The sequence below is a fragment of the Gardnerella vaginalis genome (genome assembly GCF_001546455.1).
GTDB lineage: Bacteria > Actinomycetota > Actinomycetes > Actinomycetales > Bifidobacteriaceae > Bifidobacterium > Bifidobacterium vaginale_B.
Genome location: NZ_KQ956825.1, coordinates 44227 through 59268 on the forward strand (window position 1 = coordinate 44227; position 15042 = coordinate 59268).

The 15042-nt window shown below is 45.5% G+C and carries 11 protein-coding genes and 2 tRNA genes; 12 read left to right on the top strand and 1 reads right to left on the bottom strand.

Annotation, left to right across the window (positions count from 1 at the left end):
- The first annotated feature begins 45 nt into the window (after window positions 1-45).
- From HMPREF3216_RS05440 to HMPREF3216_RS06275, 6 genes are all read left to right on the top strand, one after another.
- Window positions 46-1152, top strand: a complete 1107-nt coding sequence (locus HMPREF3216_RS05440; RefSeq protein WP_060787287.1) for a cell division protein FtsQ/DivIB — start codon at window positions 46-48, stop codon at window positions 1150-1152.
- A gap of 260 nt (window positions 1153-1412) precedes the next feature.
- Entirely contained in the window at window positions 1413-1784 is a 372-nt protein-coding gene (rpsL, locus tag HMPREF3216_RS05445; protein ID WP_003813881.1) for a 30S ribosomal protein S12, read from the top strand.
- Window positions 1785-1787: 3 nt separating this feature from the next.
- The gene (gene rpsG, locus HMPREF3216_RS05450; RefSeq protein ID WP_004127577.1) at window positions 1788-2258 is read left to right on the top strand and encodes a 30S ribosomal protein S7; all 471 of its coding nucleotides are present in this window, start codon (window positions 1788-1790) and stop codon (window positions 2256-2258) included.
- A gap of 42 nt (window positions 2259-2300) precedes the next feature.
- On the top strand, window positions 2301-4430 hold the full coding sequence (gene fusA, locus HMPREF3216_RS05455; protein ID WP_060787288.1) for an elongation factor G: 2130 nt from the start codon (window positions 2301-2303) through the stop codon (window positions 4428-4430).
- Window positions 4431-4600: 170 nt separating this feature from the next.
- On the top strand, window positions 4601-5800 hold the full coding sequence (gene tuf, locus HMPREF3216_RS05460) for an elongation factor Tu (RefSeq protein ID WP_060787289.1): 1200 nt from the start codon (window positions 4601-4603) through the stop codon (window positions 5798-5800).
- Window positions 5801-6012: 212 nt separating this feature from the next.
- Window positions 6013-8574, top strand: a complete 2562-nt coding sequence (locus tag HMPREF3216_RS06275) for a leucine-rich repeat domain-containing protein (protein WP_081091010.1) — start codon at window positions 6013-6015, stop codon at window positions 8572-8574.
- Here HMPREF3216_RS06275 and HMPREF3216_RS05480 read toward each other — a convergent pair.
- Window positions 8540-8613: transfer RNA gene (locus HMPREF3216_RS05480), tRNA-Lys, on the bottom strand. The two genes, HMPREF3216_RS06275 and HMPREF3216_RS05480, sit on opposite strands and share 35 nt — an antisense overlap.
- Before the next feature lie 144 nt (window positions 8614-8757).
- Between HMPREF3216_RS05480 and xseA the strand changes: the two genes are divergently transcribed.
- From xseA to ileS, 6 genes are all read left to right on the top strand, one after another.
- Complete coding sequence (xseA, locus tag HMPREF3216_RS05485) at window positions 8758-9987, top strand: exodeoxyribonuclease VII large subunit (protein WP_060787293.1); 1230 nt, start codon at window positions 8758-8760, stop codon at window positions 9985-9987.
- A 62-nt stretch (window positions 9988-10049) separates the two neighbouring features.
- Window positions 10050-10358 carry an exodeoxyribonuclease VII small subunit gene (locus HMPREF3216_RS05490; RefSeq protein WP_060787294.1) on the top strand — a complete coding sequence of 103 codons (309 nt, stop codon included), beginning with the start codon at window positions 10050-10052 and terminating at the stop codon, window positions 10356-10358.
- A gap of 49 nt (window positions 10359-10407) precedes the next feature.
- A tRNA-Arg gene (locus HMPREF3216_RS05495) sits at window positions 10408-10480 on the top strand.
- Between the two features lie 65 nt (window positions 10481-10545).
- Window positions 10546-10872 (top strand): type II toxin-antitoxin system RelB/DinJ family antitoxin, encoded by a 327-nt coding sequence (locus tag HMPREF3216_RS05500; protein ID WP_196485434.1) that lies wholly within the window; start codon window positions 10546-10548, stop codon window positions 10870-10872.
- A complete protein-coding gene (locus HMPREF3216_RS05505) occupies window positions 10869-11174 on the top strand; it encodes a type II toxin-antitoxin system RelE/ParE family toxin (RefSeq protein ID WP_060787296.1) in 306 nt (101 codons plus the stop codon). Before HMPREF3216_RS05500 ends, HMPREF3216_RS05505 begins: the two co-directional genes overlap by 4 nt.
- 263 nt (window positions 11175-11437) lie before the next feature.
- Window positions 11438-14836, top strand: coding sequence for a mupirocin-resistant isoleucine--tRNA ligase (gene ileS / locus HMPREF3216_RS05510; RefSeq protein WP_060787297.1), 3399 nt, complete (start codon window positions 11438-11440; stop codon window positions 14834-14836).
- The last annotated feature ends 206 nt before the right edge of the window (window positions 14837-15042 follow it).

A 15042-nucleotide genomic window follows, 5' to 3' on the forward strand; every position in this document is an offset into this window, starting at 1 on the left:
GTAAATCGCGAAAAGATGCAAGAGGAAAGTAGGTGAGTGGTAGTTATGGGACGAGTGATTTTTGGTAAATCTGCGAGTGCTAATAAATCTAACGTGTCTAGTGAATCTACTGAATCTACTGAATCTATTAAGAGGTTGCGCGTTGCAAAATCTGGTAAGTCTGCTAGAAAAATCGAGTCGGCTAATGTTGTGCAAAATAGCGTGCAAAATGGCGTGCAAGATATCCCGCTTAATGTAGTTAACAGTGCGCATAATGCCGTTAAAAATGCGCGCTCTAAAAACGCTTTTGTAGATGCAAGAAGACTTTCTGTAGTTGACTTTGTAAAGCAAACTTTAAAATCTAGTGCTGGTCCACTTGGCATTGCATCTAGACCTAAAGTAATAGATTTTAGTGCAAGAGAGAAAGAAAAGAACTCCGCTAAATTGCGCACTATCTTGCTGCGATTTGCCTACACTTTTCTTGCGGTTGCAATAGTTGTATTGCTTTGCTGGCTGCTATTTTTATCGCCATTCTTCCGCTTGAATGCTAAGAATATACGCATTATAGGCTCTAATGAGTGGGTTAGTGAGCAAAAAATCGCGTCTATTGCGTCCAACCAAGTAGATAAGTCGCTGTTTTTAGTTTCTTCTCAGCAAATAATTGAGCAGTTAAACAACATACCTGGCGTAACCGAAACAAAGGTTGTAAAGCAGTTCCCACAAGGCTTGCAAATAACGGTCCGCGCGCAAAAACCTGCTGCCATGCTTAAAGCCAAAGTTGGCGAAACACTTACAGCTGTAGACGTTAGAGGCAGGATTTTAAATGCTGTTCAAAATGTTTCTACAAGTGGAATTCCTGTTATAGAAGTTAGCGACGTTCGTAGAAGTTTAAACAGTAAAGCTGTTAAAGAAGCGTTGAAAATTGTAAGCTCGCTTTCGCAAGATTTTAGGTCTCATGTTACGCGAGTTAGCGCAAAAACACAGGATTCCGTTGAAACAGAAGTTTCTTACCCTAGCTCAAGCGGAGATATTCATAGGCTTGTTGTTTGGGGGGATTCTTCGGATTTAGAGCTTAAAAAGGCGATTGTAGAAACGATTATTAATGATCCAAGTAAAATCGGCAATCGCCAGCTTTTAGATGTTTCTGCGCCTGCAAGGCCAATTCTTAAATAGTCTGCTTAAGTGGTTTTTAATTGTCACGTAAAGGTGTATAATAGTACTTTGTGTGTGCCAACGGTGCGCCTTATGTTATAGGTGCTCGCGTTGGGATATCCCAAGTGCCAAAGATAGCGCGCAGCAATGCGTGGCTGGAGGCGCAAGGGCCATCGGGCCGGTGGACTGTGGCTTTTCTCTTTAACCGATTCAGGTTTAAGGTGTGCTGCAGTGCTGCGGTTTCACCAAATAGAAGACATTAATGAATCGGAGAACTTAAGTTGCCTACGATTGAACAACTCGTCCGTAAGGGACGTCAGGCCAAGCCTAAGAAGTCAAAGACTTTGGCCTTGAAAGGTAGCCCGTTGCGTCGTGGCGTGTGCACTCGTGTGTACACCACCACTCCTAAGAAGCCAAACTCTGCGCTTCGTAAGGTTGCTCGTGTGCGCCTCAGCTCGGGTATTGAAGTAACCGCCTACATTCCAGGCGAAGGTCATAACTTGCAGGAGCACTCCATTGTGCTTGTGCGCGGTGGCCGTGTGAAGGATCTCCCAGGTGTGCGTTACCACATCGTGCGTGGCGCTCTCGATACCCAGGGTGTTAAGGACCGCAAGCAGGGTCGTTCCCTGTATGGAGCAAAGAAGGCGAAGTAAAACATGTCACGTAAAGGACCTGCAAAAAAGCATCAGCTGCTTCCTGATCCAATCTACGGCTCGACCGTCGTGGCTCAGTTGATTAACAAAATTCTTCTCGATGGCAAGAAGTCCATCGCAGAAAACATCGTCTACACCGCTCTTGAGCAGGTGAAGGCCAAGACCGAGCAGGAGCCAGTTTCTGTTTTGAAGCGCGCTCTCGATAACATTCGTCCAAGCCTCGAGGTTCGTTCCCGCCGCGTTGGTGGTGCAACCTACCAGGTGCCAGTCGAAGTTAAGCCTGCTCGTGCAAACACTTTGTCCTTGCGCTGGCTTACGGACTTCTCCCGCGTTCGTCGCGAGAAGACCATGGCTGAGCGTTTGGCTAACGAAATTCTCGATGCCTCCAATGGCTTGGGTGCTTCTGTAAAGCGCCGCGAGGATACCCACAAGATGGCAGAAGCAAACAAGGCTTTTGCTCACTATCGCTGGTAATCCACAAGATAATCGGTATCTTAAAGAGCTAAGGATATTAATATGGCACAAGATGTGCTTAACGACCTGAATATGGTTCGTAACATCGGCATCATGGCGCACATCGATGCTGGTAAGACTACTACCACCGAGCGTATTCTTTACTACACTGGTAAGAATTACAAGATCGGTGAAACTCACGATGGCGCTTCCACCATGGACTTTATGGCGCAGGAGCAGGAACGCGGTATTACTATTCAGTCTGCTGCAACCACTTGCTTCTGGAAGCGTCAAACCCATGACGTTGATGACCGCTATCAAATCAACATCATCGATACTCCAGGACACGTTGACTTTACCGCTGAGGTGGAGCGTTCTTTGCGTGTTCTCGACGGTGCTGTTGCAGTGTTCGACGGTAAGGAAGGCGTGGAGCCTCAGTCCGAAACCGTTTGGCGTCAGGCAGATAAGTATAGCGTTCCACGTATTTGCTTCATCAACAAGATGGATAAGTTGGGCGCAGACTTCTACTATTCTGTTAAGACCATTAAGGAAAAGCTTGGCGCTAAGCCACTCGTTATTCAGCTTCCAATCGGCGCTGAAAACGACTTCCTTGGTGTTGTTGACTTGATTCGTATGAAGGCTTACGTTTGGAATGACGTTAAGGACGATATGGGTGCCCACTACGACACCGTTGACATTCCTGCCGACTTGCAAGAGCGTGCAGAAGAATATCGTGCCGAGCTTATGGATCAGGTTGCAGAAGCCGACGAAGAGTTGCTTGAGAAGTATCTTGAATCTGGAGAACTTTCCGAAGAAGAGATTCGCATTGGTATTCGCAAGCTTACTATCGCTCGTGAAGCCTTCCCAGTAACTTGCGGTTCTGCATTTAAAGATAAGGGCGTTCAGCCAATGCTGGATGCTGTTGTTGACTTCCTTCCAAGCCCAGAAGATGTTCCATCTATTAAGGGCTTTGATCCAAGCGACGAATCTGTTGAGATTGATCGTAAGCCAGTAAATACAGATCCATTTGCTGCATTGGTCTTTAAGATCTCTACTCATCCGTTCTACGGAAAGCTTGTGTTCGTGCGCGTGTACTCTGGCGAAGTTAAGCCAGGCGATTCCGTGTACGATTCCACCAAGAGCAAGAAGGAACGCGTTGGTAAGATCTTCCAGATGCACGCAGATAAGGAAAATCCTGTAGATTCTGCAGAAGCTGGAAACATTTACACCTTCGTTGGTTTAAAGAACGTTAGCACGGGTGACACCTTGTGCGACGAGAAGAGCCCAATTTCTTTGGAATCCATGACATTCCCAGATCCTGTTATCGAGGTTGCTGTGGAGCCAAAGACGAAGGCAGATCAGGAAAAGATGAGCTTGGCTTTGGCTAAGCTTTCCGACGAGGATCCTACCTTCCAGGTTAAGACCGACGAAGAGTCTGGTCAGACTTTGATTTCTGGTATGGGCGAGCTTCAGCTCGACATTATTGTGGATCGTATGCGCCGCGAGTTCAAGGTTGAAGCGAATGTTGGTAAGCCACAGGTTGCTTACCGTGAAACCATTCGTAAGGCTGTTATGAACCAGGAATACACCCACAAGAAGCAGACCGGTGGTTCTGGCCAGTTCGCAAAGGTTTTGATGAACTTCGAGCCAATCGATCCAGAATCTGGCGAAGTCTATCAGTTTGTTAACGAGGTCACTGGTGGCCACATTACTAAGGAATTCATTCCTTCCATCGACGCAGGCGTGCAGGAAGCTATGGAATCTGGCGTTTTGGCAGGCTTCCCAGTGGTTGGCGTTAAGGCAACCGTTACCGACGGTCAGACTCACGACGTTGATTCTTCGGAAATGGCCTTCAAGATTGCAGGTTCCATGTGCTTCAAGGAAGCTGCTCCTAAGGCTCACCCAGTAATCCTCGAGCCAATTATGGCCGTGGAAGTTCGTACTCCAGAAGAGTACATGGGCGACGTTATGGGCGATTTGAACTCCCGTCGTGGAAACATTCAGTCTATGACCGACGCTACTGGCGTTAAGGTTATTGACGCTAAGGTTCCACTGAGTGAGATGTTCGGCTACATTGGTGATCTTCGTTCCAAGACTCAGGGACGCGCAATGTTCACCATGCAGATGGACTCTTACGCGGAAGTTCCAAAGGCCGTATCGGACGAGATTATTAAAGCCCAGCGCGGCGAGTAAAAGCGCACGCTACTTCGGTGTTTTGTGTCCCTAGTCAACGCTAGAATTTCCTACGTTGACTGGGTTCTGGCACCGAAGTGGCACCTAACCCAGAAACCCAGTAAATATGTAGCGAGAGGCTTCACATAAGAATGTGAGGCAAACTACGAGACGTCCAGGAGGACAAACACATGGCAAAGGAAAAGTACGAGCGTACTAAGCCGCATGTTAACATTGGTACCATTGGTCACGTTGATCACGGTAAGACTACCTTGACCGCGGCTATTTCTAAGGTGCTTCATGGCGAATATCCAGATCTGAACCCTCAGTATGACTTCGATCAGATCGACGCCGCTCCAGAAGAGAAGGAGCGCGGTATTACCATTAACATCGCCCACATCGAGTATCAGACTGAAGCACGTCACTACGCTCACGTGGACGCTCCAGGCCACGCTGATTACGTTAAGAACATGATCACCGGTGCCGCTCAGATGGATGGCGCAATCCTCGTGGTTGCTGCTACCGACGGCCCAATGGCTCAGACCCGTGAACACGTCTTGCTTGCTAAGCAGGTCGGCGTTCCAAAAATTCTTGTTGCTTTGAACAAGTGCGATATGGTTGACGACGAAGAGCTTATCGACCTCGTTGAAGAAGAGGTTCGTGACCTCCTCGATGAAAACGGCTTCGATCGCGATTGCCCAGTCATCCGTACTTCCGCTTACGGCGCTTTGCATGATGACGCTCCAGATCACGACAAGTGGGTAGAGACCGTCAAGGAACTCATGAAGGCTGTTGACGAGTACATCCCAACCCCAACTCACGATCTTGACAAGCCATTCTTGATGCCAATCGAAGATGTGTTCACCATCTCCGGTCGTGGTACCGTTGTCACCGGTCGTGTTGAGCGTGGTAAGCTCCCAATCAACACCCCAGTTGAGATCGTTGGTTTGCGCGATACCCAGACCACCACCGTCACCTCTATCGAGACCTTCCACAAGCAGATGGATGAGGCCGAGGCTGGCGATAACACTGGTCTTCTTCTCCGTGGTATCAACCGTACCGACGTTGAGCGTGGTCAGGTTGTGGCTGCTCCAGGTTCTGTGACACCACACACCAAGTTCGAAGGCGAAGTTTACGTCTTGACCAAGGACGAAGGTGGCCGTCACTCGCCATTCTTCTCCAACTACCGCCCACAGTTCTACTTCCGTACCACCGATGTTACTGGCGTTATCACCTTGCCAGACGGCATCGAAATGGTTCAGCCAGGCGATCACGCAACCTTCACTGTTGAGTTGATTCAGGCTATCGCAATGGAAGAGGGCTTGACCTTCGCAGTTCGTGAAGGTGGCCGTACCGTTGGCTCTGGTCGTGTGACCAAGATTCTTGCCTAGTATTTTCTGATTTTCTAGTCTGAAAATATTTAGCTAATCTTTAAAAGACCCCGTAAGTTTTCTTGCGGGGTCTTTTTGTATTCTATATTTTTCGTATTTTATTCATTTTTATGTAATTGTTCCAGATGGTTACTAAAATAAGTGACTAGTGGCTTATGGCCGTGTTTACGAGTTAACATTTATTTGAGTTGTTAAATAAGAAGGTTGAGTTTATGCCTGGGGTTATTGGCATGTTGGTTAATCGTATTAAAAGTGGTCTAACGGCTAAAGTTTTTAAGCTGTTTGTTGCTTCGATTATTGCTGTTGGCATGCTTTTTGGCATAATGCCAGCTTATGCAGCTTTTGCGCAAAATATTCAAGTGGGGGGTACCACTAACCAGGCAACTAGCTTAAACGCCAATGGTGCTGCAGATGCAGAAAAAACAAAAAAGCAAAAAGACACAGAAAATCCGAACGATTTATTCGCTAATAATCCAAAACTTAAACAAGCTTTGTATAACAGTATAAAAGAGTATGACACTGATGATGTTACCTTGCCTGATTCTGTAAATAATTGGAATCCTAAAAAAGCAGATATGGAGAAGATTAAAAAGCTTGGATTAAGCATTGAAGACATTAGTGACATTAGCTTTTTAAAGTATTTTCCAAATCTTGAAGAATTGAAATTAGATCACAATAATATTTCTGATTTAAAGCCGCTTTCTACTCTTACAAATCTTAAAACATTGGATTTGAGTGATAATAATATAAGTGACATTTCTAAATTGGCTGGTTTAACAAATCTTGAATCTTTGGACATAAGTGAAAACAAAATTAGTAACGTAGACAATCTTGCTAATCTTTGTGCAGGCAAGCTTATAAATATTAAAGCTGAAAAAAATAATATTACGAATATTGATAAAATTTATCCATATGCTCTTGCAAAGAATACAGCTTTTTATGCTGATTATCATAAAGATATTTTTAACTTGTATCAGAAAAAATATGATAGTCTGTATGATTTTTCTGACCAGCATATTGAAAAAAATATAACTCCTTCTGATGCGAAAAATGGGTATAATCTTAATCAAATTGTGAATTCAACAAAAATTAAAGATGACGATTACAGCTTTACTTATTGGTATGCTTATATGAATAATTTTGACCTCTATCGCAGGAAATATACTCTTACAAATGAGTTAATTAATATTGATAAAAATGATGGAGTTAAATTAATCGATTTTAAGTTAAATAAAAAACTGGGAAAGGATGGCTACAATGGAATGAGTCCGGTTCATTATGGTCCAGACTTTAGATTTAGTGGAAGGCTTCTTATACGTCAATATGTAATTAACAATATAAATATAGAAGTTAATTTTGGTCAGTCAATTGATTTTAGGAATGCGCTAGAGAAGCTAAAAAATAGTGAAGTAAAAGGCTACAGAGGGAAAATAAGCGATTTAGGATTGGAATTTAGTTCATATGATCCCTGGGGAGTTGGCGTCAATTCTAATTCGCCTGACGATCAGACAGCCTTTTTCCCTGGTAAACAAACTTTTGAATTTCCTGTATGTTACAAAAATGGTGAGATTAAGAATAATATAGAAGGCTACTATCCCGTTGATAATTTTACTTTTATTGTTAATGCGAAAACAATGGCTCAAACGTGGCCTGCTAAAAGCAGTGATGTGAAAATTAAAGATATTGATTCGTCTAGCGAAAATCCGCCTGCTAAACAGCCAACTGTAGATTCTATTAAAACGGATGTTAAAAAGCAAGTCGAGGGATTATTTACAACAACAAGTAGACTTAACTATCCTTTGATTCCTGAAGGTAAAACTCCTACTGCATGTGATTTATGTGATCATGATACTGAGGATTGTTCAAGCGCTTGTCAAAATGATGATGATAATCCAGATGATGGATTTAGTTCTGATTCCAGACCTTATTATTATAATGACGATAATGATAAGGTTTATCCAATTAAGATTGGTGATTCCTACTATAAAAGTTGTAATGATGAAGAAGATAGTTCAACTCCTTGCACTCCAAAGTATTATTACAAGGCGCCTACGGTTACGGTAGATGATTTTAAAATACCTGACGCAACTAGTGAAGATCAAACTGTTAATGTTCCTGTTACGGTTACTTATGTTGATGGATCGCAGTGTAAGTTTAGCGCTAGCTTTACTGTAAAGGCAAAATCGAACCCGAACACGGATCCGCCTAATCCGCCAGCGCCTAATCCGCCAGCACCAGAGCCGACGCCAGATCCGCAACCTCAACCTCAACCGCAGCCTCAACCGTCAGATCCGCAGGATCCGTCTGTCACGCCTGTCACGCCTACACCTGCGCCGACGCCAGATCAGCCTGGATCCCCTTCTGGTCAATCGCACATGACGGAACCAGATATATTGCCTAAGCCGTATTTGAATATAGACATAACGCCTGATCCAAACATAGGTACAACGCCTAATACGGGCTCTGCAAATATCAATACGACTAATACGCATCTTAATCAAAAGCCAGATGCTTCTAGGAATGGTGCATCTAAAGATGGTGTAGCTTTTGCTAAGTCTGCTAATAGGCACAAAACTGCTGCTGGAATTAACTCCGCATCGCATAAATCGCGCGGAACTATTCCAGCAACTGGCTCCGACTCGTCTTTAATAGCACTTGCCGCAATTCTTAGCGTGTTGCTTGGTGTTGTTGCTATTCGCATACGAAAAAACCCAAGCCGCAAAGCTTGGGTTTTGTTTGTGCCCCCTCAGGGATTCGAACCCTGGACACGCTGATTAAGAGTCAGCTGCTCTAGCCAACTGAGCTAAAGGGGCGTTGGCGTTTTCTTGAGCCGAGTAATAACTATACTCACAATCGATTTATTTGCAAGTCACGGCGTGTCGTGCTTTGTGTGTTTTCTGTGCTTATTGCGAATTTTTTAAACGCTTATTGTCCATCTTTTAAAAGAAACTTGGTATATGACTTTACCTTTGCATGCAAGCGAAACAAGCGCTGAAAATCCTTGGCCAGTAAGCGTCATAAGCCAAAAGTTCCATGGAGCTGTAGAGAAGTGGCCTGCGGCTTGGGTAGAAGGTCAGATTGTTGAAATCAACATGCGAAGGTCTACATCTGGCTACATAACGCTTAGAGACAGCAACGAAGACGTTTCAATCTCCATAATGGGCTTTAGCAATTTTGTTCAGCAGGCTAAAGATTTGCGTCAGGGAGATAGGGTAGTTGTTCACGGCAAGGCAGATATTTGGGTAAAAGCAACACGATTGAGCTTTGTTGCCGACGAAATTAGGCGTGTTGGTGCTGGCGATTTAAAGGCGCAAATAGACGAGTTGCGCAAAAAACTTAAAGGCGAAGGCTTGTTCGACGCAGAAAACAAGGTGCCGCTGCCTGAGTTTCCAAAGTGCATTGGGCTGGTGTGCGCGCCTCAAGCTCGCGCCGAGGGAGATGTTATTACAAACGTTAATTTGCGCTGGCCTGTAACGCGTTTTAAGGTGGTTCACGCGCATGTTCAGGGTGTGCAATGCCCAGCGGACGTCATTGCGGCAATTAAGCAGCTAGATGCCGACCCAGAGGTTGATGTGATTATTGTTGCGCGCGGCGGCGGTAGTTTTGAGGATTTGATTGGATTTTCAGACGAGGGCGTGGTTCGCGCAACGGCTGCTTGCTTAACTCCGATTGTTTCTGCGATTGGCCACGAAGACGATTGGACGCTTATTGATTTGGCGGCAGATATGCGCGCTTCTACGCCTACAGATGCAGCAAAGCGCGTTGTTCCAGACGTTAACGAGCAATGGCAGTTGATTGATAACGCTTTGCAACATGCGCGAATGAGGATTTCTGCCCGAGTTAGCAATGAGATTCAGCTTATTGAAGGCTACGCAAATAGGCCAAGTATTACCCAGCCAACCACTATGTTGGAGCCGCACGAGTTGTTTGTGCAGCAGGCGGTTGAACGCATGAGGCATGGTTTGGTGCGGTTGCTTGACGACGCTAGCTTGACTGTTGAAAAGGCGCATGCCAGTGTTATGGCTCTTAGCCCGCAGTCAACGCTTAATCGCGGTTACGCGGTTGTGCAGATTAGCGGTGGGAAAGTGCTTGACGATTCTAGTCGTGTAAAAGCTGGAGACGATATAACAGTCACTCTTAAAAGTGGCTTGATCACAGCTAGCGTTACGTCTGTAGAAAAGTCGTAAAGTTTTAAAGTTTTAAAGTTTTAAGTAAAAAATCTTAAGTAAAAAATTAGAAAAGGATGATTATGAGTGACGAAACAAAAGACGCAAGTGCAAAAGTTGACGCGATTAGCACGCTTAGCAACGAAGAGCGAGCTGCGATTAACGCAATGCCTTACGAAGAGGCTCGCGAAAAGCTTGTGCAAGCTGTTAAAGCACTTGAGGCTGGCGGCTTGACTTTAGATCAATCTATGCATCAATGGGAGCTTGGAGAGGCGTTAGCAAAGCGCGCTCAGGGTTTGCTTGCTGCGGTTCGCGCTAAGCTTGACGCGGCTCAAGCGGAGCAATCCGCTACGGCTGCTACGGCTGGAACGCAGTCGAATCTTGAATCGTGATTATTCTGTGGTGTGTAAACTACGCCATGGTGTATAATTGCCATTTGTTGCCTCGGTAGCTCAGTGGATAGAGCACCACTCTCCTAAAGTGGGTGTCGTCAGTTCGATTCTGATTCGGGGCACTTTTTATTACTTGTTTACTGTAATTGTCATGCGTGTGTATAATAGACATATAATGTATGTAATTATGACAATGAAGGATGTTTTTTTTATGGTTGTTTCCACGGTTGCAAGAATTAATTTCAGAACAGATGAGAAAACTAAGCAAGATGCAGAAGTCTTATTTAATGCTTTAGGTCTTGATATGTCTACTGCATTAAACATGTTTCTTAAGCAAGCAGTACGTGAACAAGCTCTACCTATTAGTCCGTCGCTCGTTACGCCTGTTCCCAACGAAGCAACACTTAAAGCTATGAATCACGCTAATCAAATTATAGATGGCAAAATTGCTGAAGATGGTATTGTTTTTAGTAATGCTAATGAAGCTAAAGCATTTTTGGATAATATGTCATGAAAATTATTTTTGATACTCAATTCCAAGCAGATTTACGAAGGTTGCTTCGAGAGAATCCATCAATTAAACACGAATTAGAGGACTTAATTGACAGTATTTATGAATTTGAAGAAGTTCCTGAATCTTACAATCCTCACCAATTGAGCCATCCTCGTGGAATGTACAGTGGATATTGGGAATTGCATTTGCAAGAGGGAAAATTTGATGTAATTCTCATTTATAATTATCGATATAATATTCCTGTTATTAGGTTTGTGCGTATAGGATCTCATAATAATTTATTCCATAATGGGCATAGATGAGATTTTGAAACTTCCCAATGTTAGGGGATAGTGTTAGATTATTTCTAACTTAAGCGATGATCCGTTATCGGCGGGGAGTTTTCGGAAGAACGGCGAGTGTTCGTAAGATTCTCGCTTATTAGAACCGACGGGGTTGGCCCGCATAGCCAAACACGAGAGGCTGCAAGAGTTGCGTAAGTATTTTGCAGCAAGCGAGGTGGTACCGCGGCAGTAACTGTCGTCCTCGCAGGGAAATATTCACCCTGTTGAGCGAGGAGAGCACAGTGAGCGAATCCACTAATCCAGCCGAAAAGTCGTGCGCAAATAATGTATACCCAAAGGTAAGTGTTGCCGCATCTGCACAAGAAGCTGCCAGTGCGCAAGTTGCACCAAATCCTTCTTTCCCAAAGCTTGAAGAGTCAGTGCTTCAATACTGGGATGCAAATAACACTTTCCGTAAGTCAATCGAATACCGCCCGTCTGGCAAGGGTAGCCAAAACGAGTTTGTGTTCTTTGATGGCCCTCCATTTGCAAACGGTCTTCCTCACTACGGCCACTTGCTCACAGGTTATGCAAAAGACGTTGTTCCGCGTTATCAGACCATGCGCGGGCGCAAAGTAAACCGCGTTTTTGGCTGGGATACTCACGGCCTTCCAGCAGAGTTGGAAGCGCAGAAGGAACTCGGCATTGAGTCGGTTGATCAAATCGAAAAAATGGGCATCGCAAAGTTCAACGATGCTTGCCGTGCTAGCGTTTTGAAGTACACAAACGAGTGGCAAAACTACGTACATCGTCAGGCGCGCTGGGTTGATTTTGAGCGCGGCTACAAAACGCTTAACATTCCATACATGGAATCCGTTATGTGGGCCTTTAAGCAGCTTTACGATAAGGGCTTGGCTTACAAGGGTTACCGCGTGCTTCCGTACTGCCCTAAGGATCAGACGCCTCTTAGTGCGCACGAGCTTCGTATGGATGCAGATGTTTACCAGAATCGTCAAGATACCACTGTTTCCGTGGCCGTTAAGCTTCGCGATGAGGCCGACGCTTACGCAGTATTCTGGACCACTACTCCTTGGACCGTGCCAACAAACTTTGCAATCGTAGTTGGTGCAGACATTGACTACGTGGAAGTTCGCCCAACTGAAGGCAAGTTTGCTGGTAAAAAGTTCTACATTGGCAAGCCTTTGCTTGAATCCTACACTAAGGAACTTGGCGAAAACTACGAAGTTGTGCGCGAACTTAAGGGTGCTGAGATGGCTGGCTGGCGCTACTATCCAGTATTCCCATACTTTGCAAGCGATTCTGCGCTCGCAGAGGGTGGAACTCCTGGTCCTAACGCTTTTACGATTTTCACTGCAGATTATGTTGACACCGCAGAAGGTACTGGCCTTGTTCACCAGGCTCCTTACGGCGAGGACGATATGAACACGCTTAACGCTCACGAAATTCGCAGCGTTGACGTACTCGATGCTGGCTGCAAGTTTACAAGTGATTGCCCAGACTACGAAGGCTTGTATGTTTTCGACGCCAATTTGCCAATTTTGCGCAACTTGCGTGCAGGAGACGGCCCGCTTGCCAAGATGCCAGAAGATCAGCGCGCGTTGCTATTCCAAGAGAAAAGCTACGTGCACAGCTATCCTCATTGCTGGCGTTGCGCAACTCCGCTTATTTATAAGCCTGTTTCTAGCTGGTTTGTTTCGGTTACAAAGATTAAGAAGCGCTTGCTAGAGCTCAATCAAGAGATTAATTGGATTCCTGGAAACGTTAAGGACGGCCAGTTTGGTAAATGGCTTTCTAATGCTCGCGATTGGTCGATTAGCCGTAATCGCTTCTGGGGCTCGCCAATCCCAGTGTGGGTGAGCGACGATCCAAAGTATCCTCGCGTAGATGTGTACGGATCTTTGGAAGAGCTTAAGGCTGATTTTGGTGATTATCCTCGCGACGACGACGGCAATGTGAATATGCATCGTCCGTATATTGATCGCCTTACTCGACCAAACCCAGACGATCCTACTGGAAAGTCGCAAATGCATCGCATTACGGATGTTCTTGACTGCTGGTTTGAGTCTGGTTCTATGCCTTTTGCGCAATTCCATTATCCGTTTGAAAACAAGGACTTCTTCGAAGAGCACTTCCCATGCGATTACATTGTTGAATACATTGGCCAGACTCGTGGATGGTTCTACACGCTTCACATTATGGCTACAGCTCTATTCGACCGACCAGCCTTTAAGAACGTGATTTGCCACGGCATTGTGCTTGGTTCCGACGGCCAGAAGATGAGTAAGCATTTGCGCAATTACCCAGATGTTAATGGCGTTTTTAACGAGTACGGCTCGGATGCTATGCGCTGGTTCCTTATGTCTTCGCCAATTTTGCGCGGCGGCAATTTGATTGTGACTGCAGACGGCATTAGGGATACGGTTCGTCAGGTTATGCTTCCAGTTTGGAGCTCGTACTACTTCTTTACGCTGTATGCGAATGCTGCAAATGGCGGTAAGGGATACGATGCTCGTAGACTTCGCGCGGACGAGGTTGCAGGTCTTTGCAACATGGATCGCTACTTGCTTGCTCGCACGCGTTTGCTTGTTGAGCGCGTAGAAAAGTGTTTGAACGACTTTGCGATTAGCGATGCTTGCGCAGCCGTTAGTGACTTTATTGACGTTCTTACTAACTGGTATATTCGCGGCAGTCGCGACCGCTTCTGGAATGAAGATGAAGCTGCTTTCAACACGCTTTATACTGTGTTGGAAGCCTTTATGCGCACGATTGCTCCTCTTGCTCCTATGGAAGCGGAGGCTGTGTGGCGTGGCCTTACTGGTGGCGAATCTGTGCATTTGGCTGATTGGCCTTATTTGGTGGAGCCGCAAATGCTTTCAGATGGCGAGAAGAACCCTAAGGCTGGAGAAGTCACCGAGCTTGGTGCGGTTCTTGCGCATGACGATGCTTTGGTTGCTGCTATGGATAAGGTTCGCGAGGTTGTGTCTTCTACGCTTTCGTTGCGTAAAGCGGAGCAGTTGCGCGTGCGCCAGCCTCTTGCAAACTTGACGGTTGTTGCAGAAAATACGGCTGCTGTAGAGCCATATGAGCAGGTTCTTGAGCGCGAGCTTAATGTGAAGAATGTAACATTCTGCACTTTGGAAGACGCAAGCAACCATGGTTTGAAGATTGTTCACGAGCTTAAGGTTAACGCTCGCGCGGCTGGCCCTCGTTTGGGTAAGCAAGTGCAGTTTGCTATTAAGGCTTCGAAGAGTGGCGATTGGCGTGTTGACGCCTCTGGTGCTCCTGTTGTTAACACTCCAAATGGCGAAGTTGCGCTTGAGCAAGGCGAATATGAGCTTGTGAATCGTGTTGAGTCTTCGGATGCTCAAGCAGCTGCAAATACGGCTTCTGCTGCAATGCCAACTGGCGGCTTTGTTATGCTCGACACTGCTTTGACGGCGGATTTGCTTGCGGAAGGTTACGCTCGCGACGCTATTCGCGCTGTTCAGGATGCGCGCAAGGAGAGCGGCTTAGACATTAGCGATAGAATCGCTTTGACTTTGAGCGTGCCAGCAGCCGATGTTGCTAAGGTAAATCAGTTCCGTGATTTGATTGCGGAAGAAACTTTGGCAACTAGCTTTGAAGTTACAGAGGCTGATTCTAGCGCAACCGAGCTTAGCGTAAGTCTTAAACGTGCGTAGTTTAAGCATTACGTAAATCTTTAGCTAACTAAACAAAAAACGTGCCGTTGTATTATTAAATACCTCGGCACGTTTTATTTGAGCAATGCGACACTCCGATTTTCTACACTTCCATACCTTCATATAGATTCGTTATAACGACAGTACAAATCTACTCATGTTTGTATTTGTTGGTTTTATAGAAAAATTGCAATACGAAAGTGCAG